The sequence below is a fragment of the Citreicoccus inhibens genome (assembly GCF_019039035.1).
Taxonomy (GTDB): domain Bacteria; phylum Myxococcota; class Myxococcia; order Myxococcales; family Myxococcaceae; genus Citreicoccus; species Citreicoccus inhibens.
Genome location: NZ_JAHNZT010000008.1, coordinates 196,606 through 216,813, shown reverse-complemented (window position 1 = coordinate 216,813; position 20,208 = coordinate 196,606). Strand labels below are relative to the sequence as shown.

Annotated in this window: 19 protein-coding genes; 17 read left to right on the top strand and 2 right to left on the bottom strand. The window is 69.6% G+C overall.

The window, feature by feature from the left end; translation table 11 throughout:
• The 17 genes from KRR26_RS13255 (at position 1) to KRR26_RS13175 (ending at position 16,508) form a co-directional block, all read left to right on the top strand.
• The gene (locus KRR26_RS13255) at positions 1-1,164 is read left to right on the top strand and encodes a TadE/TadG family type IV pilus assembly protein (RefSeq protein WP_120208739.1); all 1,164 of its coding nucleotides are present in this window, start codon (positions 1-3) and stop codon (positions 1,162-1,164) included.
• Positions 1,157-1,939 (top strand): hypothetical protein, encoded by a 783-nt coding sequence (locus tag KRR26_RS13250; RefSeq protein ID WP_233577334.1) that lies wholly within the window; start codon positions 1,157-1,159, stop codon positions 1,937-1,939. The genes KRR26_RS13255 and KRR26_RS13250 overlap by 8 nt, the downstream gene beginning before the upstream one ends.
• Complete coding sequence (locus KRR26_RS13245) at positions 1,936-2,730, top strand: hypothetical protein (RefSeq protein ID WP_120208743.1); 795 nt, start codon at positions 1,936-1,938, stop codon at positions 2,728-2,730. Before KRR26_RS13250 ends, KRR26_RS13245 begins: the two co-directional genes overlap by 4 nt.
• Entirely contained in the window at positions 2,727-2,957 is a 231-nt protein-coding gene (locus KRR26_RS13240; protein ID WP_120208744.1) for a hypothetical protein, read from the top strand. Before KRR26_RS13245 ends, KRR26_RS13240 begins: the two co-directional genes overlap by 4 nt.
• Positions 2,954-3,691 (top strand): hypothetical protein, encoded by a 738-nt coding sequence (locus KRR26_RS13235; RefSeq protein ID WP_217079977.1) that lies wholly within the window; start codon positions 2,954-2,956, stop codon positions 3,689-3,691. The genes KRR26_RS13240 and KRR26_RS13235 overlap by 4 nt, the downstream gene beginning before the upstream one ends.
• A 113-nt stretch (positions 3,692-3,804) precedes the next feature.
• Positions 3,805-4,479, top strand: coding sequence for a thioester domain-containing protein (locus tag KRR26_RS13230; RefSeq protein WP_120208747.1), 675 nt, complete (start codon positions 3,805-3,807; stop codon positions 4,477-4,479).
• 174 nt (positions 4,480-4,653) lie between these two features.
• The gene (gene cpaB / locus KRR26_RS13225; protein WP_120208749.1) at positions 4,654-5,472 is read left to right on the top strand and encodes a Flp pilus assembly protein CpaB; all 819 of its coding nucleotides are present in this window, start codon (positions 4,654-4,656) and stop codon (positions 5,470-5,472) included.
• Between the two features lie 53 nt (positions 5,473-5,525).
• Positions 5,526-6,371, top strand: coding sequence for a type II secretion system F family protein (locus KRR26_RS13220; RefSeq protein ID WP_120208751.1), 846 nt, complete (start codon positions 5,526-5,528; stop codon positions 6,369-6,371).
• Between the two features lie 10 nt (positions 6,372-6,381).
• Positions 6,382-7,272 carry a type II secretion system F family protein gene (locus tag KRR26_RS13215; RefSeq protein ID WP_120208753.1) on the top strand — a complete coding sequence of 297 codons (891 nt, stop codon included), beginning with the start codon at positions 6,382-6,384 and terminating at the stop codon, positions 7,270-7,272.
• A 4-nt stretch (positions 7,273-7,276) separates the two neighbouring features.
• Positions 7,277-8,761 (top strand): FHA domain-containing protein, encoded by a 1,485-nt coding sequence (locus KRR26_RS13210; RefSeq protein ID WP_120208754.1) that lies wholly within the window; start codon positions 7,277-7,279, stop codon positions 8,759-8,761.
• Between the two features lie 36 nt (positions 8,762-8,797).
• Complete coding sequence (locus tag KRR26_RS13205; RefSeq protein WP_120208756.1) at positions 8,798-10,558, top strand: FHA domain-containing protein; 1,761 nt, start codon at positions 8,798-8,800, stop codon at positions 10,556-10,558.
• Positions 10,555-12,315, top strand: a complete 1,761-nt coding sequence (gene xseA, locus KRR26_RS13200; RefSeq protein ID WP_217079976.1) for an exodeoxyribonuclease VII large subunit — start codon at positions 10,555-10,557, stop codon at positions 12,313-12,315. The genes KRR26_RS13205 and xseA overlap by 4 nt, the downstream gene beginning before the upstream one ends.
• Before the next feature lie 41 nt (positions 12,316-12,356).
• Complete coding sequence (xseB, locus tag KRR26_RS13195; RefSeq protein WP_120208760.1) at positions 12,357-12,707, top strand: exodeoxyribonuclease VII small subunit; 351 nt, start codon at positions 12,357-12,359, stop codon at positions 12,705-12,707.
• A gap of 21 nt (positions 12,708-12,728) precedes the next feature.
• A complete protein-coding gene (locus KRR26_RS13190; protein WP_120208761.1) occupies positions 12,729-13,118 on the top strand; it encodes a response regulator in 390 nt (129 codons plus the stop codon).
• A 5-nt stretch (positions 13,119-13,123) separates the two neighbouring features.
• Complete coding sequence (locus KRR26_RS13185) at positions 13,124-14,017, top strand: polyprenyl synthetase family protein (RefSeq protein WP_120208763.1); 894 nt, start codon at positions 13,124-13,126, stop codon at positions 14,015-14,017.
• On the top strand, positions 14,017-15,771 hold the full coding sequence (locus tag KRR26_RS13180) for a 1-deoxy-D-xylulose-5-phosphate synthase (RefSeq protein WP_217079975.1): 1,755 nt from the start codon (positions 14,017-14,019) through the stop codon (positions 15,769-15,771). Before KRR26_RS13185 ends, KRR26_RS13180 begins: the two co-directional genes overlap by 1 nt.
• Complete coding sequence (locus KRR26_RS13175) at positions 15,768-16,508, top strand: TlyA family RNA methyltransferase (protein WP_217079974.1); 741 nt, start codon at positions 15,768-15,770, stop codon at positions 16,506-16,508. The genes KRR26_RS13180 and KRR26_RS13175 overlap by 4 nt, the downstream gene beginning before the upstream one ends.
• Positions 16,509-16,519: 11 nt before the next feature.
• Here KRR26_RS13175 and KRR26_RS13170 read toward each other — a convergent pair whose 3' ends face one another.
• Complete coding sequence (locus KRR26_RS13170; RefSeq protein ID WP_217079973.1) at positions 16,520-18,076, bottom strand: hypothetical protein; 1,557 nt, start codon at positions 18,074-18,076, stop codon at positions 16,520-16,522.
• Between the two features lie 36 nt (positions 18,077-18,112).
• Positions 18,113-20,179 (bottom strand): OmpA family protein, encoded by a 2,067-nt coding sequence (locus tag KRR26_RS13165; RefSeq protein WP_328707118.1) that lies wholly within the window; start codon positions 20,177-20,179, stop codon positions 18,113-18,115.
• Positions 20,180-20,208 lie beyond the last annotated feature (29 nt).

Sequence of the window (20,208 nt, the reverse complement as noted above, 5' to 3'; positions counted from 1 at the left end):
ATGTTCCACGCGCGCACACGGAAGTTGACGCGACGGGGCGCCGCCACCGTCGAGTTCGCGGTCATCGTCCCCGTGCTGGTGATGATCCTGATGTTCAGCATGTACCTCACCGAGTTGGTGCGGGCGAAGCTGAAGCTCTTGGAGATGGCGCGGTACACCACCTTCGAGATGACCAGCTACACGCTGACGGACATCGCCAAGGCGGAGCATGACGCCGCCTTCGATGACGCGAAGAAGGAGGCGCTGGAGGAGGCCCTCGAGCGCTACAAGGACATGGACTCGGTGGAGCCCAATGCCCGCGCGGGCAACTTCATCGCGAACTACACGAACGTGAAGGCCGAGGTCACCAACCGCGAGGTGCCGTTCATCGAGGGCGGCCTGGTGTTGGGCAACTCAGGGGAGGGCTGGGCTTCGGACGTGCTGGGCGCGGTGAATGGTGGCGCCAAGGGCCTGCTCAACTTCTGGAAGCTCAACACCAAGGGGTGGGTGGACACGAGCGTGAGCATGAAGTTCGCCAACTCCATCCTGCCCAAGCGGTACCTGGAGGAGTCCGGGTCGGGGGGCTTCTTCAAGGTGAACACGTTCGGAAATCGCAACCTGGCGAACCTGGAGTTGAAGTCTCACTTCTCCATGTACGCCACGGGTTGGAATCTGCCGGACGGCGGCGACGCGGTCATCAATGGGCGGCGCGCGGGTGGGCACACGGCGGGCGGAGATCCGCACGGCCTCTACCAGCAGGTCAATCGCATGACCTTCCTGGGCGTGAAGGCGAAGATTGAAAGCTCGCCGCTGGGAAGCGTCTTGGACTTCTTCAAGAAGTTCTCGCCCGCGTTCCTGGGCACGTTCGTCATCTCCAAGAACTACGGCCTGCCAGGCACGCTGGAGTGCACGGGCATCAACACGTTCCCCGCCAATGGCGTCCACGGTCTCCAGGACCAGATGACCAAGTCCAAGTCCCTGCTGGACTACGAGCGGCCCCAGTGCTTCGACACCGCGCCGTTCCGCGACCGGGAGCTGGAGAAGTCGCAGTACATCAAGATCTTCGAGGCGCGCGGCGAGAACTTCATGGGCTGCAAGAACGCGCAGGCCGAGGACCCCTCCGCCGCCAACAGCGTGGCCGCCACCAAGGGCGATGAGAACCAGGACATCCGAAATTGTGAGTAGCGCGGCGGCGCGGCGCGGCCTCGTCCTCATGTTGCTGCTGGGTGCGCTCAGCGCGAGCGCTCAGCAGGAGCTGCCCGTGTATCCGGGCACCGTGCACACGCGCATCGGGAACGATCTGGTCATCGCGGGGGAGTACTACCGCATGGCCTACTTCCTCACCGACGACCCGATGGACAAGGTCGTGGACTACTTCGTCAAGCAGTGGCGCTCCCAGGGCTACCCCACCGCGGTGGATGGGGACCTGAAGGAAGAGGCGGTCGTGTCGGCGCTCTACACGCGCGAGGGGCTCCAGCGCGGCGTGGTGCTGCGGCGGCACCTGGGGAAGACGCTGGGCTTCACGGTGCTGCGCGACCTGTGGATGAGCGCGCCCAAGAGTCCCGCGTCGGGGCTGGTGAAGTTGGAGGGCACCTTGTTCAGCGAGGACCTCGCGTCGCGCGACGCGGCTGGAGGGTCTCAGCATCGCTCGGCGCTCGTCGAGGGCGACATGGCCACGGTGCGCCAGCGCGTCGTGCAGGAGATGAGCAAGCAAGGCTATGCGCCCGTGCGCGAGTCCGCGGTCAAGGTCGGCGGACAGACGCGCGTCACGCTGGAGCACGCGCGCAAGGGCGAGCAGGTGGTCACCAACCTCAGCCCCGTGGACGAGGGCGTCACCGCGATGTTGCAGATGTGGGTCGGCTCGGATCGCCCGGACGCGGTCCCCAATGACGCGGCCGTGCGTGAGAGCAAGGCCGCGTACGAGCGCGCGCAGAAGGCTCAGAAGGAGGCGGCGCCGTGAGGGGGCTGGTGGTGATGGTGGCGTTGGCCGTGGGGTTGGTGGCTTCGCCCGGCCGGGCGAGTGCGCCCCCGCCAATGATGCGCGCCCTGATGGACCACATGGCGCGTGGCGTGCGCAGCGCCCAGGTGGGCGACTGGGTGACGTACAAGCTCGATGGCGGTGGGGCACGCGTCCACTACTGGCGGCTGGCCTTCGTGGGGCAGGAGAAGGACCGGCACGGCCGCGACGCGATGTGGCTGGAGATTGAGATTGGCACCCATCCGGCCATGCGCGCGCCGCTGGGGCAGATGAAGATGTTGGTGGCGCTGGAGGGGGCGGGGACGCAGGAGCCCATCACCCGCCTCATCGCCTCGGCGGGGTATGGCAAGCCGCAGGAGTACTCGCCCGAGGCCCTGGAGCACGTGTTGAAAGAGGGGCGCGAGCGTCCGGAGGGGCCTCCCGAGGCCCCGCCCACCCCGGCGGAGCGAGCGCTGCCTCCGCCCGTGATACGGTCGGGCCGCGAGGCGAGGTTGATGACGCAGGCCGGCTCCGTCACCGCGGTGCCGGTCGAGGTGGTGTTGCGGTCCACCGTGTTGAAGCGCATGTGGATGAGCCGAGAGATTCCCATCATGCATCTGGCGAAGATCGAGATTCCGGGGATCGGCCAGAGCATGGAGGTCGTGGAGCATGGCGTGGACGCGCAGCCGCGCATCCGCATGCCCACCCCCAACGAGGTGCCCGTCCGGCTGGAGTATGCGGACCAGGCCTTCGGCAAGCTGCCGTGGTTGCAGGAAGAGGAGCCCCACCCATGAAGCCCGCGAAGTCGTCGCAGCGCGCTGCTCGCCGCGCCCGTCGCGGTCAGGCGATGGTTGAGTACTCCATGCTCAACTGGGTCCTCGTCGTGGCGCTCGTGGTGGGCGCCTCGGTGAAGGTTCGCTGGAGCGCGGACAAGCAAGCCAACGTCATCGACCTCTTCATGGAGGCGTACCAAGTTTATTACGACTCGTATTACTTCGTGCTGAACCTGCCGTTCCCGTGAAGTCGTCTTCGAAGGACGCGCGCGCGACCTCCTCTTCCGCGGGTCTGCGCTGGGTGCACGCCATCATCTTCCTGGGGTTGGCGGCCCTCGTCTTCGGCGCCGCCATTCCCGAGTGGCAGTACCTGGGCGAAGTCGTGGGCTGGCCCTATCACACGGGAGAGCCGCCGCGCGGCGTGCTGCTGGTGGGCTCGGTGCTCGCGGCGGTGGGCGTCCTGAGGTTGGGCGTGGCGTTGGTGCGCTCCGTCTCCGCGCCGCTGTGGGCCTCGGTCTGCATCCTCCTGGGCGTGCTGGCCACGATGCTCACGGGCTCTTGGGGGCCGCCCCTGGAGCGCTCCGAGCGCGCCGCGAACCTGTCCATCCTGTCCTCCGCGCGTCGCGTCCACCTGCGCTGGGTGGGCGTGCTGCAAGAGGAGGGCGAGGTGCCGGCGCGCCCCGAGCCGTGGGTGGAGTCGCTCGGGGCGGTGACTCAGTCCGGCTCGCGCGTCAGCAATCGCTTCTTCCGGCCGGTGTCGCCGCGACTGGTGTGGCTGACCGCGCCGGATGCCCGGCCCACGCCGCTCGTGCCGGGGGACGTCTGGGTCTTCGTGTCACCGGACGGCATCTCGTTCGAGGTCCGCGCGGTGGGGGTGGAGGCGGGGCAGCCCGTGTTCCTCCACGACGAGACGGGCGCCCCCGTCGTCCTGCGCGGCCTGTTCAATCCGGACTTGCCTCCCACCCAGCCTCGCGAGCCCTGAGCCGCGGCCGGGCCCGCACTGTCCTGTTGCGCGGACCGCCTCACTCGGCGACGCTGTGCGAGGCCGGGTCTTGACGGACCCGACATCGCGTGGGTCTCCGGGAGGAATGACGCATGAAGTCGATGACGTGGCTGCGGATGGCGGCGGTGGGCCTGCTGGTGCTGTCGGGGTGCAGCGAAGACAAGGACGGCGGGGGAGGGGGCGGTGGAGGCGCCGGTGACAAGGCCGGGTTCGGGGATGACCGAGGCCGCCCGGTGGGGACGGCGTGGTCGCTGCCGACGGGGCTGCGTCTCGAGGGGGAGCTGACGGGCACGGATGACGACGGCTACTGCGCCCCGGTGCAGTTGGATCCGTTGGGCTCGGGGTTCATGGTTCGCGCGTGCGTGCCGGTTCGCAATGATGGCGTCGTGGGGGTTCCGCTCGACCTGCCGGCGGGGCTCGTGCTCGTGGCGTCGTCTCCCGACTTCCAGCACGGAATCCTGTTGGAGGATGTCCACGTGGTCATCTACCCCGGCGGCGCGGACGCGGGCCCTCAGGTGAAGAGCGGGCCGTTGCCCCTCTACGCCTTCTGCCTCAACCACAACCGCTCCGCCTCTGAGCCGAAGGCGCGCTACACGCTGGGCCCCGTCACCCAGAACGCGCAGGTCAAGGAGCTCATCTCGCTCATCAAGGGCAAGCACATCGCGGAGGATGGCTCCAAGGTAGAGGTGGTCCAGGAGGCCCTCTGGCACATCACCGACGGCAGCGGCCTGACCGCGGATGATCGCGCGGCGCTCGCCGAACTGTGACGTGAGGTGGACGGGGAGGGGATGGCGCGGGAAACTGCTCTGTCGCGAGAGGTGGTTTTGACACCTGCTCTATCACACGGCTAACATCCGCCGCCGTTTGCCGCTGGGCGCCGTACCCCCTTGGAAAGACTCGCCGCCATGACGGCGCCCCCCCGTTCTGGAGGTTCCTGAACCATGCTGAAGGGTAAGACTCCCCTCATCGTCGCGCTCGTGCTTGGACTGCTCGCGGGCGTCGTGGCCTATTCGGCCATCAAGAAGAAGGAAGCCGACGTTCGTCGTGGCTGGAACCTCGTGCCGGTGGTCGTGGCGGCCCAGGACATGCCCGAGGGGACGGTCATCAACTACGAGATGATCTCCCAGCGCTCGGTGCCCGAGCAGTTCGTCACGTCGTCCGTGGTGAAGCCGGACTCCGCGGGCTACATCGTGAACCAGAAGGTGCTGGTGGCGCTGCAGGCCGGCGACCCCATCCTCTGGAGCCAGTTCGAGACGACGAAGGCGGCGGAGCGCCTCTCCACCAAGGTGCAGAAGAAGGCCCGCGCCATCACCATCGAGGCCAAGCCGACCACGGCCGTGGGTGGCTGGATTCGTCCGAACGACCACGTGGACATCATCGGGACGTTCCTGGATCCGCAGTCCCAGGAGAACGTGGCCGTGACGCTGCTGCAGAACATCATCGTGGTGGCGACCGGAAAGATCACCGGTACCACCAACGTGAACCTCATCCCGGAGAACCAGCGCGACTACGCGAACGTGTCGCTGATGGTGCTGCCGGAGGAGGCGGAGATCCTGGTGCTCGCGACGGAGCTGGGGCAGCTCACCCTGTCGCTGCGCAACGAGGACGACGTGGACATGATCGAGGAGCGTGGCCGCGCCACCATCAGCACGCTGTTGTCTGGCGAGCGCACCCGCGTCCTGGAGCAGAAGCGCCGGGAGATCATCCAGATCATCAAGGGCGGCACCTCCGAGAAGGCCGCCGCCGCCGGTTCGCCGTAAGCGCCGCGCGCTGATCGCGACGTCTCGCCCCCGTCCCCCAGGGAACCGCGCGCATGCTTGCAGGAATCGTCCTCCTCCTCGTCACCGGCTCGGTCTTCTTCTTCAGCCTGGTGATCTTCAGCGTCCTGTCGAAGGCGTATGAGCAATACCAGGAGCGGTACGTCGCCAAGTCGATGAACGACTTGAGCGACATGTTCCTCTTCATCGACGCACGGCAGATGTTGGTCCTCAACATCGCGTGCATGTGCTTGCTCGGCATCCTGAGCTACATCGTCTTCAACCCCGTGCTCGCGGTGGCGTCGACGGTGTTCGGCTTCTTCCTGCCGATGATCCTGGTGAAGTACTACCGCAAGCGCCGCATCAAGAAGTTCAACGTCCAGTTGGTGGACGCGCTGCAGGCCATGGCCAACGCGTTCAAGGCGGGTCTCACGTTCCCGCAGGCCATCGAGCACGTGGCCCGCGAGGCGCAGCCGCCGCTGTCCCAGGAGTTCGGCCTCTTCGTCAAAGAGGTGAAGCTGGGCGTGCCGCTGGAGGAGTCGCTCATCAACATGGGGCGCCGCGTGGGCAGTGACGACCTGGAGCTGGTGGTCGTCTCCACGAACATCGCGCGCCAGCTGGGCGGCAACATGGCGGAGATGTTCGAGACCATCTCCGCGGTGATTCGCGAGCGCTTCCGTCTGGAAGGCAAGATCGACGCGCTCACGTCCCAGGGCAAGTTGCAGGGGTGGATTGTGGCGGCCATGCCGGGCGTGCTGGGCATGGTGCTCAACTACATGCGTCCGGACCTGATGGAGCCGATGATGAACCACATCTTCGGCTACGTGTTGGTGACCATCATCGCCATCATGGAGATCCTCGGGATCTTGATCATCCGCCGCATCGTCAACATCGACATCTGAGAGGCGTACCGTGCAGGACATCCTCACAGTCATCCTGATTGTCGGCTCGGCGCTTCTCACCGCTGCGGCGGTGGCGTTCCTGGGAATCGGTCTGTACCAGAACGTCTTCGAGCGCTTCCTGTCGGAGGTCCGCGACGAGTCGGGCGGCGGCATGAAGGGCGCCGGCTCGGTGGCCATCCGCAAGCTGGGCGTCATCAACCGGCGCTTCATGTGGCCGTCGTACGAGGCCAAGGCGCGGCGCAAGCTCATCAAGGCGGGTGAGCCCCAGGGCTACAAGCCCGAGGACATCATGGCCATGCAGGAGGTCAGCGCCGTGCTGGCGCTCATCTTCGGCCTGTTCGCCTGCAATGCGTTCAACGCGACGTTCGCGTGGGCGCTGCTGGTGATGTTGATCGGCCTGTACTACCCGCTCTTGTGGCTGAACGATCAGGTGAAGAAGCGCCACCTGGCCATCAGCCGCGCGCTGCCGTACAGCCTGGACCTGCTGACCCTGTCGGTGGAAGCCGGTCTGGACTTCACGGGCGCGCTCGCGAAGGTGGTGGAGAAGGGCAAGGCGGGCGCGCTGCGCGAGGAGCTGCAGCTGGTGCTCAAGCAGCTCAAGATGGGCAAGACGCGTGAAGAGGCGCTCAAGAGCATGATCGTCCGCGTGGACCTGCCGCCGCTCACCACGTTCGTCACGGCGCTCATCCAGGCGGACAAGATGGGCACCAGCTTGGGCAAGGTGCTGCGCATCCAGTCGACCCAGATGCGCATCGACCGCACCCAGCGCGCGGAGAAGCTGGCCGGCGAGGCCCCGGTGAAGATGCTGTTCCCGCTCATCGCGTGCATCTTCCCTACGGTCTTCATGGTGCTGTTCGGCCCCATCGTCTTCCAGTTCTTCTTCGGCGAGCTCGCGGGGTAGTCCTCTGCCTATCCGGCTCACCATTACCCAGGGGCTCCAGCAGGGGCGGGAGCTCGTCTTCGAGTCGGCCGAGGTGAAGATCGGTCGCACCTCGGAGAACGACCTGGTCCTGCACGACCACGGGGTGTCTCGCCGACATGCGAACCTCGTGGAGCGGGGCGGTCAGTACTTCGCCAGCGACATGGGGAGCTCCAACGGCACCCTGGTCAACGGCCAGAAGCTGACCGCGGAGCAGCAGCTTCGCGACGGCGACCTCATCACCGTGGGGCCCGTGTCGTTCACCTTCGTCTGGGTTCCTCCCGAGGGCGACGAGGACGCCACGCGCCCCATCCGGCGCGAGTTGCTCCGCGCCCAGGTGTCTCCCGCGGGGAAGGGGACCGCGGAGCTGGCCGCGCTGGAAGTCGCGCCCACGGGCTTCCGGCCCGCGCTCGTGATTCCCGAGCCCGCCGCGGCCAGTGGTGGCGCCAGTGCGGGCCCGAGCGCGCTCGACAAGGTCGCGCCTGGCCCGGCGCCGGTCCGGGCCGCGGGCGCGAAGGAGCCGCTGTCCGCCGCGGAGCGCGCGCGCCACCGCCGAGAGTTGAAGGGCTCGGCGCGGGGACAGGTGCGCCTGTGGTGGGAAGGGATGCCCCGGGTGGCCCGCTGGGGCGCCGTGAGCGTCGCCGGCTTGGGATTGCTGTCGCTCGTGGCCGTGGTGCTCTGGGCCGCGGTGTTCCGCTCGGAGGGTGGACTGGGCCGGGGGGCGGAGCCGTCGTTGGTGGGGGCAGAGGCGCTGGCAGACTCCTTCGGCCTGGGCAAGGACGTCACGTGGGAGCGGGTGGACCAGAAGGCGTTCGACTTCACCTTCGTGTCGCCCACGCGCGCGTTGGCGGTGCTCCACTACCAGGCGCGAGACATCTCGAAGGAAGAAGTGAACCTGGTGCTCAACGGCGTGGAGGTGGGCTGGGTGCCCGCGGACACGAACGCCACGGCGGAGCGGGAGATTGAGCAGCTCCTCCCGGTGAACGTGCTGCGCCGGGGACAGCACAACCAGATTCTCTTCGACAACGTCCGCAATCCCCCGGGCCACGAGACGTGGCGCGTGTGGAACCTGCGGCTGGAGGTCATCCCCGTTCCCGAGCTGCCGCCGGATCAACTCCTGGCGAGCGCGCGCCAGTACGCGTCCGCGGGCAAGCAGTTCTACGAGCTGCGGGACGTGGGGGCGGAGAACCTGTTCAAGGCGTGGCAGCAGTACCGCTTCGCCTGGGTGACGTTGGAGGCGCTGGAGACCAAGCCCGACCTGTACGAGGACGTCCGCGACCAGCTGGGCATCATCGTGTCGGAGTTGGATCAGAAGTGCGCCCAGCTGATGCTGGAGTTCCAGCGCCACGTGCAGTACCGGAACCGGAAGAAGGCCAAGGCGGCCCTGGAAGACGTGCGGCGGCGCTTCCCTACCACCGACCATCGCTGCCACAATCTGGCCCTGGAAAAAGCATACGAGCACGAGCTGTGAAGCCCGTGCCCACTTTGTAGGAAGCGGTGAACTCCCATGTCGAACGGCTCCCCTCCTGCGCGCCGCAGGCCCACCTCCGGGACGCCCTCGGGCGGGACCGGACAGCGCCCCGCGGCCCGGCGTCCGGCGCCCGGCGCGTCGGGTGCGCGTCCCGCGGCGGCCCCTCGCTCGTCTCCTCGCCTCGTGGTGACCGCGGGGCCCAAGGAAGGCGAGGAGTTCGTCCTCGATGGCACCGAGTACGTCATCGGACGCTCCACGGATAACCCCATCTGCATCCCCGATACGTCCGTGTCGCGCCGGCACGTCTCCGTGCGCAACGATGGCTCGGGCTGGATGGTCAGTGACCTGGGCTCGGGCAACGGCACGCTGGTCAATGGTGAGCCCATCGCCGAGGAGACCCTCCTGGCCAACGGGGACACCATCACCATGGGGGACACGGAGCTGTCCTTCCAGGACGCCGCGAACTCCACGGCGATGGTGGCGCCTCCAGCGCCGTCCCGGCCACGTCCCGCCGCGGGTGGGCGTGCCGCGGGGGGCGTGCCGCCACGGCCCGGGGCTCGGCCCGAGGGCCGGGTGCGTCCGCAGGGCCGGGGGACCAACGTCGAGCAGCTCAGCCCCGAGGCGATTCGCAAGCGGACGCGGCTGAAGCTGCTGGCCGCGGGCGTGGTGGTGGTGCTCTTCGCCGGCCTGGGCGTGGTGCGCATGCGCGTGCGCCAGCAGGAGTCATTGGAGGCGCAGCGCGCGATGGCGGAGAAGGGCCGCCGCGAGCAGCTCAGCGCCTTCTTCCAGGACGCGAAGAACCTGGTCCGCGAGGGACGCTGGCAGGAGGCCCGCACGAAGCTGGAGGAACTCCAGGCGCAGGCGCCGGATTACCCGGGCGTGGCGGACTACCTGAAGGCGGCGGACAAGGAGATCCCCAACCAGACGCACCTGACGGCCGTCAGCGAGGCGGTGAAGAAGGGGGAGCTGGCCAAGGCCACCGCCGAACTGGGGAAGGTCAGCTCGGACACGCAGCTCTACGAGCAGGTGAAGATCGCGCGCAAGTCCTTGGTCGAGGCCGCGGACAAGCGCGCGCGAGAGGCGCGGGGGCTGCAGGACTCGAAGACGCTGGAGAACATGGAGAAGGCGAAGGCCATCACGGACGACGTGCTGGCGGCCTTCCCGGAGCACCGCGACGCCAAGCTCATCAACGATGAAGCCGTGGTGGCCATCCGCATCGCGAAGGAGCCCAAGCCCACCGGGCCCGTGGTCACGCCCAAGCCCTGGGAGCCCGCGGTGGATCGCTTCCGCGACGGTGACCTGTCGGGCGCGGTGGCCATCCTCAACGCCTGCTCCGCTCGGCAGCCGCGCTGTAAGGCGCTGATGGGGCAGATGACGGAGTTCGGTGGCCTCTACAAGAAGCTGGAGGACCTGGACGCCAAGGGACTGTCGCGGTTGCTCTCGCTCGACAAGGAGATCACCGATGGCAAGGGCAGCAAGATGGCGCGCAACGCGGGCACGCGCGCGGCCACCATCTTCTACAAGAGCGCCAGCGCGGCGAAGGCCTCCGGCCAGTGGGCGCGGGCCATGGAGTACGCGCGCAAGGCGCTCCAGGCCGACCCTGGACACGCGGGCGCGTCCAACATCGTCAACGACCTGAAGACGAAGGCCCGCGACCTGTACCTACAGGCCTACTCCATCAAGGACTCGAGCCCCGAGGACGCGCTTCCCAAGTTCAAGGACGTCGTCTCGATGACGCCCGTGGACGATGAGTTCCACACCAAGGCGCAGACCTGGGTCGAGAAGCTGTCGCGATGAAGAAGCGCAAGGGCGCGGGCGGCGAGTCGCCCCCACCGGTCGACCCGAACCAGGGCGACCTCTTCGGCACGTCGCTCCTGCCACCGCTCCGCCCGGCGCCGCGCGCGGCCTCGAAGAAGGCCGCCAAGGCATCCACGCCCGCTCCCGTGGGGACCGTGGATGCAGCCCCCCCCGCGGCTCCTGCGGCGGCGCCCGTCGCGGCCGCGCCCGTTGTGACGCCGGCGCCTGTTGCGGTGCCCCCTCGCGCGGAGCGGGTGGTGCTGTCGGTGGGCGAGCTCACGCGACAGCTCAAGCACACGGTGGAGTCCCGCTTCCCGCGCGTGGTGGTGCGCGGCGAGGTGTCCGGCTTCCGGGGCGCCAACGCGCGGGGCCATTGGTACTTCACGCTCAAGGACGCCGATGCGTCCATCGACACGAAGGTCTGGGCGTCGATGGCGGGCCGGCTGCGCTTCGCGCTGCGCGACGGCATGGAAGTGCTGGCCGAGGGCAGCGTGGACCTGTACGAGCCGCAGGGCCGCTACAGCCTCATCGTCCATCGGCTGGAGCCGGTAGGCGAGGGCGCGCTGGCGCTGGCCTTCGAGCAGCTCAAGGCACGCCTGGCCGCCGAGGGGTTGATTGGCGACCGACGCGTGCGGCTGCCGCGTCCGTTGCCGTTCCTGCCCCGGCGCGTCGGCGTGGTGACGAGCCGCACCGGCGCCGCGCTTCAAGACTTCCTGCGCGTGCTGCACTCGCGCAACCCGCGCATGGGCGTGCTGCTCGCGGATGCGCGCGTGCAGGGCGAGGGCTCGGCGGAGGAGGTGGCTCGCGCCATCGAGCGCCTGGGCCGCGCCGACGTGGACGTCATCGTGGTGACGCGCGGCGGTGGCTCGGTGGAGGACCTCTGGACGTTCAACGAGGAGCGGGTGGCTCGGGCCATCTTCGCCTCGCCCGTCCCGGTGGTTTCCGCCATTGGCCACGAGATTGACTTCACCATCTCCGACTTCGTGGCGGACTGGCGCGCGCCCACGCCGAGCGCGGCGGCCGAGCGGCTGTCCCCCGTGCTCGCGGACCTGGAGCTGAGCCTCGCCACTCAGGCGGGCCGGCTGCGTCGGGCCATGGAGCGCCGCGTCCTGGAGCTTCGCGAGCGGCAGGGCGCGCTCGGGGCGCGGCTGGCGGATCCCCGCCGCGCCATCAATCAGCAGCGCCTCCACATGTCCGAGCAGGTGGAGGCGATGATGCGCGTGCTGCGCCCCGCCGTGCGCGAGCACCGCGAGCGCTTGCGCGCCTTGCATGAGCGACTCCAGCGGGCGCGACCCCAGGCGCGCCTGAGCGAGCAGCGCGCCCATCTGCACAAGCTGTCTCGCCGGCTGGCGGAGGCGGCGCGCGCGGGAGTGGCCTCGCGGCGCGGGGCCCTGGCGGAGGCTCGGTTAGGGCTGGAGCGAGCGTCCCCCACCGCGCAGGTGGCGCGCGAGCGGATGCGGCTGGCGGCGCAGCATGCCCGCCTGGTCGCTCTGCCGCGTCAATCGCTCTCCGAGGCACGGCGGCGCTTCGAGACGCTGAGCGGGCGGCTGGACGCGATGAGCCCGCTGAAGGTGATGTCTCGAGGCTACGCGGTGGCCTTCCGGCAGCGCGATGGTGCGGTGGTGCGCTCCGTCTCCGACGTGCAGGTCGGGGAGACGCTGGGTATCAAACTGGCCAACAACGGGGCGCAAACGTTGGGTGGCTGTGAGGAAATCGAAGCCACGGTCACGGCCGTGAAAGGGCCGGTGGACTGCTAGCGGGGCACCCTCTAGATTCCCGCGCCCCACAGGGGAGGTGGATGGCCGTGGCGAAGTCGGACAAGGCACCGAAGGCGGATGCGACCGCGGAGGCGGCGGTGCCAGAGCAATATGGGGATGTGGTGGCGCGCCTGGAGGAGACGGTGGCGCGGCTGGAGAGCGGGGACCTGTCCCTGGAGGCCTCGCTGAAGGCCTTCGAGGAGGGCATCCGATTGGTGCGCCGCGGCGAGAAGCTCCTCACCGAGGCCGAGCAGCGCATCGAGCAACTCCTGGTGGACGAGGACGGCAAGGACGTGGCGGCGCCTCTGGCGGTCGCGTCGCGCGGGGCCTCGGCGGTGGCCCCGCGGGCGCCTGTGGCGAAGCCTCCTCCCGAGGACGATGTCCCGTTCTAGCTCGAGCGGGTGGACGCCGGCATGTCGAAGCTGAAAATCACCATCGTCGACGACGACCGGGACACGCGCGACATGCTGTCGGCGGCCCTCGAGGAAGAGGGCTTCGACGTGACGTCGGCCGCGAACGGACTGAGGCTGATTGCCTCGCTCCAATTGCACCGGCCGCACGCCATCCTCCTGGACGTGAACATGTCCTGGATCGACGGCTTCGAGCTGTGCCGGGCCGTGAAGAAGAACGAACACTTCCGGGACATCCCCATCATCTTCATCAGTGGGCGGGGAGACCCCGAGGACAAGCGGCGCGGCATGGAGGCGGGCGCCGCGGATTACTTCGTCAAGCCGCTGGACCTGGAGACGCTCGTGCGCCGCATCCGCGCGCTCATCCCGTCCCGGTCGGCAGAGGAGCCGTGAGGCCCATGGCGTCATTCCAACTGGATTCGTTCCTTCGCGTGCAGCAGGAGCGCGTGGAGGCCCTGCTGAACGACCGCTCCGAGCGGCTCCGCCCGGCGGGGACACCCCCTCGGTTGCTGGAGGCCATGCGCTATTCCTTGATGGCGGGGGGCAAGCGCCTGCGGCCGGTGTTGTGCCTCGCCTTCGCGGACACCGTGGCGCGCGCGAGCGTGTCCGCGCCCGCCGCCGAGGACGCGGCGTGCGCGCTGGAGTACGTGCACACGTACTCACTCATCCATGACGACCTGCCGGCCATGGACGACGATGACCTGCGCCGAGGCCGGCCCACGAACCACAAGGTGTACGGCGAGGCCATGGCCATCCTGGCGGGCGACGCGCTGCTCACCGAGGCGTTCACGCTGGTGGCGTCGGGGACCGAGCCCGTGCGGGCCTCGCTGTGCGCGGAGCTGGCGCAGGCGGCGGGCGCGGCGGGCATGGTGGGCGGACAGGTGTTGGACATCGCCGAGGATCGGCCCGCCGAGTTGGACTACTTGCTGCGGCTGCACCGGCTGAAGACCGGCGCGCTCATCCGGGCCTCGTGCCGCATGGGCGTGCTGGCGGGCGGTGGCGACGCGCAGGCGTTGGCGCGCGCGGACATCTATGGCTCGGCGGTGGGGCTGGCGTTCCAGATCGCCGACGACGTGCTCGACGTGACGAGCAGCGCGGAGGTCATGGGCAAGCCGGTGGGCGCGGACGCCGAGGCCGGGCGCTTCACGTTCCCCGCGGTGCTCGGGCTGGAGGCCTCGCGGCGCATGGCGCGCGAGAAGGTGGACGAGGCGGTGGAGGCGGTGCGCCTCCTGGAGGGCGAGGATGGGCCGCTGGCGGCGCTGGCTCGCTTCACGGTGGAGCGGTCGTCCTGATGGCGGGGGTGCTGGCGCGGGTCGCCTCGCCCTCGGACCTGCGCGCGCTGCCCGAGGCGGAGCTGCCTCGGCTGTGCGAGGAGTTGCGCGAGGCCATCATCACCGTCTGCGGCCGGGTGGGTGGACACCTGGGCGCGTCGCTCGGCGCCGTGGAGCTCATCGTCGCGCTGCACCGCGTGTTCCATTCGCCCTCGGACGCGCTCCTGTTCGACGTGGGCCATCAGGCCTACGCGCACAAGCTGCTGACGGGGCGCGGCGAGCGGATGCACACCCTGCGGCAGGAAGGGGGCATTGGCCCGTTCCTGGACCCGCGCGAGAGCCCACACGATGCGCTGCTCGCGGGACATGCGTGCACGGCCGTGTCCGCGGCGTTGGGGCTCCTAGAAGGGCGCCGCCAACTGGGTCATCGCGGCCACGTCGTGGCGGTGGTGGGCGATGGCGCGCTCACGGGTGGGCTGTCCTTCGAGGGGCTCAACAACGCGGGAGGCAGCCACCTGCCGCTGGTCGTCGTGGTGAACGACAACCAGATGTCCATCAGCGCCAACGTGGGGGCGGTGCCCGCGCTGCTGCGCACCCGCAACGCGCGGGCCTTCTTCGAGGCGCTCGGCTTCACGTACCTGGGGCCCGTGGATGGGCATGACCTGAGCGCGCTCGTGCGGGCGCTGCGCGAGGCCCGGTCCGCGTCCCGTCCCGTCGTGGTGCACGCCATGACGCAGAAGGGGCGCGGCTTTCCACCCGCCGAGGCGGATGAGCAGACGCGTGGCCATGCCATGGGGCCGTATGAGTGGCGCGACGGCAAGCTCGTGCGCTCGCGCGGCGGCCAGCGCACGTTCAGCGAGGCCTTCGCCGCGGTGCTCGAGGAGGCGATGGCCAAGGACCCTCGGGTGGTGGCGGTGACGCCGGCCATGCTGGAGGGCTCGGCGCTCACGGGGCTCAAGCGGCGCTTCCCGGACCGCGTCCACGACGTGGGCATCGCCGAGCAGCACGCGGTCACGTTCTGCGCGGGGCTGGCGGCGGCGGGGGCCCGGCCCGTGTGCGCCATCTACTCGACGTTCCTTCAGCGCGCGTACGATCAGATCATCCACGACGTGTGCCTCCCAGGGCTGCCCGTCGTCTTCGCGGTGGACCGCGCCGGGTTGGTGGGCGCGGATGGGGCCACGCATCAGGGGGCCTATGACGTGTCCTTCCTGCGCCCCATCCCGGGCATGCGGCAGTGGGCGCCCGTGGTGGGCGAGGACCTGGGGGCCATGCTCCAGGCCGCGCTCGACGGTGGAGTCCCCGCGGTGCTCCGCTTCCCGCGCGGGACGTTGGTGCCGCTGCCGCCGGAGCTGCGCGCGGAGCCGACTTCGCCGACGGGCGCGCGGTGGCTGCGCCGCGTCCCGGACGCTCGCCTGACGCTGGTGACGCTGGGACCCTTGGGGCTCGCCGCCTTGGAGGCCGCACGCGAGGAGCCCTCATGGAGCGTGCTGGATGCGCGGAGTGCGTGGCCGCTCGATGAGGCCGCGCTGCTCGAGGCCGCCGCGGGAGGTCACGTGGTGGTGGCCGAGGAGGGCACCGTGCGCGGAGGCCTGGGCAGCGCGGTGCTGGAGCTGTACGCGGCGGCGGGCGTGACGCCGCGCGTGCGCCTGGTGGGCCTGCCGGACCGTTTCATCCCCCATGGCGATGCGCGCACGCAGCGGGCGGAGCTGGGGCTGGATGCCGCGGGGTTGCGGCGCGCGGGCCAGGCCCTGCTGCGCGGAGAGGTCCTTCGATGAAGTCGAGGAAGGAGCGCCTGGACGTCCTGGTGGTGGAGCGCGGGCTGGCCGAGTCACGCACCAAGGCGCAGGCCCTCATCCTGGCCGGGCAGGTGGTGGTGGCGGATCAGCGCGTGGACAAGCCGGGGGCGCAGGTGTCCGTTGACGCCGAGCTGCGCCTCAAGGGCGAGGTGTTGCCCTATGTGTCCCGAGGTGGGCTGAAGCTGAAGGCCGCGCTGGAGCAGTTCCAACTCGACGTCACGGGACGCGTGGGCGCGGACATCGGCGCGAGCACCGGGGGCTTCACGGACTGCCTGCTTCAACATGGCGTCGTGCGCGTGCACGCCATCGACGTGGGCTATGGCCAGCTTCACGAGAAGCTGCGCAAGGACCCGCGGGTGCGCTCGCGCGAGCGCGTCAACGCGCGCTACCTCACGGACGAGGACTTGCCAGAGAAGGTGAGCGTCGTGGTCATCGACGTGAGCTTCATCTCGCTCACGCAGGTGCTGCCCTCGGTGCTGCCGTACCTGGAGCCGGGGGGCCTGCTCGTCGCGTTGGTGAAGCCGCAGTTCGAGGTGGGCCCGGACAAGGTGGGCAAGGGCGGGGTGGTGCGGGACGCCGTCGCGCGCCAGGAGTGCATCGACGCGATGACGGCGTTCGTGGGCACGCAGGGGCTCGCCGTGCGCGGGTGGATGGACTGCCCCGTCCCTGGGCCCGCTGGCAACGTGGAAGCGCTCCTCGTCGCCGAGCGGGCCTGAGGGCCTGCTTCCTACGGGTGGACCTGACGGTATTGGGACAGCGTGAGGGCCTGCACCAGCTTGTTTCCCACGCGGATCCACAGGCGGCCGTCATCATCCACTGAGGCGGCGAGGCTGCTGGCCACCTCGTAGCGGAACACCTCGCCCAACTCGGCCGAGTCCACGCCGACAATCTCCACGGGCAGGGTGGCCGGCCCGGTCGCGCTGCGGGCCGGTCCGTTCAGCAGGTAGAACTCGGAGCTGGTGGAGCGGCTCGTCTGAATCTGGAGGATGCGCAGCGCACCGCTCGCGTCCACGGAGAGCCCGCCCTTGTTCTTGATGGTGCCGGTGGCGGTGTCGAGGAACCAGACGCGCTGCGCGCTGACGACGGCCAGCCGCGTGCCGGCGGCGTAGGGGACGAGCGCCGCGATGGTGCCGGGCAGCGTCCCGCGGGTCCACTTCTGGTTGGTGCCCGCGCAGCCATCCTGGCTGGTGACGCAGGCCATGACCTTGGACTGGTTGTTGGCCTGGACGAAGCCGATATAGGCGACGGCGCCGTCGGGGCTGAAGGCCACGGTGGGGACGTTCTCCAGCAGGCCGTTGTAGTCCGCGAGGGCGTGCTCGGTGACGACGGTGCCCGTCGTGGCGTTGAGCTGCGTGACGACGACCTGGAGGATGTCGGTGGTGCCCTTCTGCCGCGAGACGCCGATGAGCACGTCGGCGCCGCGCTCGATGGGCTGCGCGGCCATTTCATCCAGCAGGGTGGGCGCGTACGTCCAGGTGAAGCTGCCGCTCGTGGCCGTGTGCTTCAGGCGCGAGACGCGCGTGACGCTCTCGGTGATGAGCGCGTCGCCGTTGGACATGACGGACAGGCCCGCGATGTTGAGGCCCGAGGACGTGCGTCCGGTGATGACGAAGCTGTCGTCCACCGCGAGCGCGCCCGAGCCCGGCGTCCACACCCAGCGCTTGCCGGAGGCCTCGTTGCGCGGCGTGACGACGGTGTCCGGGCTGCAGACGATGTCCATGTCCACCGTCTTGAGGACGTTGCCCGCCGAGTCCACGCGGTAGAGGGTGGACTGCCCCGTCGCGGGATTGCCGCAGCCGATGAAGTTGACCTTGGTGCCCCGGCCCTCGGCGAGGAACAGGTCCGTGACGACCTGCTCACCCTTGGGGTCGGTGATGAGCTGCTCCACCGGGAAGAACGTGGCGGACTGGGGCTGCGAGACGTTCTTGCGCCCATCCGAGCAGGTGGCTTGTGCCTTGAGGGCCAGGCTGGCCGCGATGCCGCTGGTGTACTTGATGTCGTTGGAGGCCAGCTCCAACGGCGTATCCGGGCCCGCGTAGGTGAACGTCTTGAGGAACGTGTCGCGGTCGTAGAGGGACAGCTCCGCCACCTTGTCGCAGCCAGACACCGTGACGGTGACCTTCAGCGAGCGGGCCGCCGTGTTGGGCTCGGGGATGGTGAGCGCGACCTGGGGCGGGTCTGGCTGGGGAGGCGGCTTGGGGTCACCGCAGGCGGTGGCCCCCACCAGGGCGAGGCTCAGGAGCGAGGTGCGCAGCGCGCGACGGGATAGGAGAGCGGGGTGCATGGCCCCGCACTCTATCGCCGCGTCGCGTGGCCGGCATCACCGGTCCAGGATGAGCAACTCCACGCGGCGGTTCAGCTCCCGTCCCCTCGGGGTGAGGTTGGGGGCCACCGGCCGGCTGTCGCCATAACCCTCCGACTCCAGGCGCGTCGCGTCGATGCCCGCCCGAGTCAGCGCGCTCACCACGGCCTTCGCCCGGTCCTTGGAGAGCTGGAGGTTGGCGGCCTTGTCGCCCTGGTTGTCCGTGTGGGCCTCCACGCGCACGCGGTGGTTGCCCGCGCGCACGAGCGCATCCACCACCTGGACCAGCACCGCGTCGTTGTCCGGCAAGAGCAGGGCCTTGCCCTCGGCGAAGTGCAGCGGCTGGAGCAGCTCGAGCTTGTTGTCCTTGATGCTCACGAGCTTCTTCTTCGGCTCCGGCTCCAAGTCGAACGCGAGCGTCAGGGGCGCGCCCTCCGCCACCTGCACGGCGCGCGTCTGCGCCAGGTAGCCCGGCGCGGTGACGACGGCCACGTAGGCGCCCGCGGGCAGCTCCGCGAGCGTGGGGCTGGATGCGGACTCGGACAGGTCAAGCTGCGCCGGCTTCGGGCCCTGGAGCGCCACGGTCGCCGTCACGGGCTTCTTCTTCGAGGCCACCGAGACGGAGACCTGGGCAGGCCGCGCCTCGCGCTCCAGCGTCAGCTCCACCACGGACTTCTCTCCAGGCTGGAGGATGAGCTCCCGCGTGAGCGCGTGGTAGCCCTCCTTGCGCACGAGCAGCTTCACCGCGCCGGGCGTCAGCTCATACGTGAGGAATCGGCCGGCCTCGGCGTCCGTGGCCACGGGCGGCAGGCCCGCCACCGCGACGAGGACGCCGCCCACGGGCCTGTGGGTTTCCGCATCCATCACCGTTCCCGATACCTGCGCGAGCTTGGGCGCGGGCGGTGCCACCTTCCGCTCGCGAACCTGCTCCACCACCTTCGTCGGCTCGTGCCCCAGGACGTCCACCGTGTAGGCCGCGCCCACCACGAGGTTGAAGGGCGGCACCGGCGTCACGCCCAGGCCCACGTTGCGCTGGAGGCCGAATTCGGCGACAGCGGTGAACGAGAGGTCCTTCAGGGCCGTGAGGCGTGCGCCCAGCCCGAGCACCTGGGGCGCGACGCTTCCGGCGGACAGGGTGCGCCCATCCGGAGAGACCAGCGGGCCCCCCGTGCCGAGCGGCTGCGCGCGGCTGTACTCCAGGAAGGGCGTCACCCCGGGAAGCGGCGCCTCCACGCCGAGCGCGAGCGCCAGCCGGCTGTAGCGGTTGATGCCCAGCGCGTACTCCTCCGAGGCATTCAGCTTCGCGTCGCCCGCCAGGCTCTGGGTGCCATCGAACAGCAGGCCCAGGTTGGCGTGCACGCGCAGCGGCAGCCGCGCATCGAGCTGGTGCAGGTCATACGTGCCCACCAGCTTGGGCGCGAAGCCCCACGCCGTCTTGTCCACGGACGCGTCGCCCACGCCCGAGAACGTCATCAGGCGCACGTCCACACCGGCCCAGAGTCCCGGCAGCCACTGGCGCGACGCGCGCGCTCCGAATGTCACGTCTCCCAGCGCCTGGATGAGTCGCGGCGAGGTGCGGGAGTTGGTGTTGGCGGACGCGGAGTAGGCCGCGTAGGCCTGGAGGTACTCCACCGGCGTGTACGCCAGGGAGAACGTCCCGGACGTGCGCGAGTTCGTCGCGTCGCGGACCGGGAAATCACTGCCGTGGGAGTACTCGCCCACCACGCCGAAGCGGAGCAGTCCGGGCGACCCCAGATCGGCGCCAGCGATGCGCAGCAGACCCACCCCGCCCGTGCTGCTGGAGCCTCGGCGGAGGTTGCGTGGATCCGCGTAGGCGTTGTGCAGGGTGGCGGGGCTGTGAGGCTCGTTGCCGGCGACGATGACCTCTCGCGTGGAGATGAGCTCCGCGTCGTTCTCGGCTCGGGCGCTCGCGGGGAGCGCGCCGGGGGATTGGCTGGATGCCCGGGGGCCGGGCGACCCGGCGGCCTGGACGTGGGTGGGGAAGGAAGTCGTCTCGTCGACGTTCTGGGCCCGAGCCAGGCCCGCTGCGCAGACGACCGCGGCCGTCAGGCTCAAAGAGGGCACGACGAGACCCTGACGAAGGATTCTAGGGA

Bases quoted from the DNA above. Each gene is read 5' to 3' on its own strand.
- cpaB (WP_120208749.1), top strand. From the start codon at position 4,654: ATGCTGAAGGGTAAGACTCCCCTCATCGTCGCGCTCGTGCTTGGACTG.
- KRR26_RS13220 (WP_120208751.1), top strand. From the start codon at position 5,526: ATGCTTGCAGGAATCGTCCTCCTCCTCGTCACCGGCTCGGTCTTCTTC.
- KRR26_RS13180 (WP_217079975.1), top strand. From the start codon at position 14,017: ATGGCGGGGGTGCTGGCGCGGGTCGCCTCGCCCTCGGACCTGCGCGCG.
- KRR26_RS13240 (WP_120208744.1), top strand. From the start codon at position 2,727: ATGAAGCCCGCGAAGTCGTCGCAGCGCGCTGCTCGCCGCGCCCGTCGC.
- xseB (WP_120208760.1), top strand. From the start codon at position 12,357: ATGGCCGTGGCGAAGTCGGACAAGGCACCGAAGGCGGATGCGACCGCG.
- KRR26_RS13190 (WP_120208761.1), top strand. From the start codon at position 12,729: ATGTCGAAGCTGAAAATCACCATCGTCGACGACGACCGGGACACGCGC.
- KRR26_RS13230 (WP_120208747.1), top strand. From the start codon at position 3,805: ATGAAGTCGATGACGTGGCTGCGGATGGCGGCGGTGGGCCTGCTGGTG.
- KRR26_RS13185 (WP_120208763.1), top strand. From the start codon at position 13,124: ATGGCGTCATTCCAACTGGATTCGTTCCTTCGCGTGCAGCAGGAGCGC.
- KRR26_RS13255 (WP_120208739.1), top strand. From the start codon at position 1: ATGTTCCACGCGCGCACACGGAAGTTGACGCGACGGGGCGCCGCCACC.
- KRR26_RS13175 (WP_217079974.1), top strand. From the start codon at position 15,768: ATGAAGTCGAGGAAGGAGCGCCTGGACGTCCTGGTGGTGGAGCGCGGG.
- KRR26_RS13205 (WP_120208756.1), top strand. From the start codon at position 8,798: ATGTCGAACGGCTCCCCTCCTGCGCGCCGCAGGCCCACCTCCGGGACG.
- KRR26_RS13170 (WP_217079973.1), bottom strand. From the start codon at position 18,076: ATGCACCCCGCTCTCCTATCCCGTCGCGCGCTGCGCACCTCGCTCCTG.
- xseA (WP_217079976.1), top strand. From the start codon at position 10,555: ATGAAGAAGCGCAAGGGCGCGGGCGGCGAGTCGCCCCCACCGGTCGAC.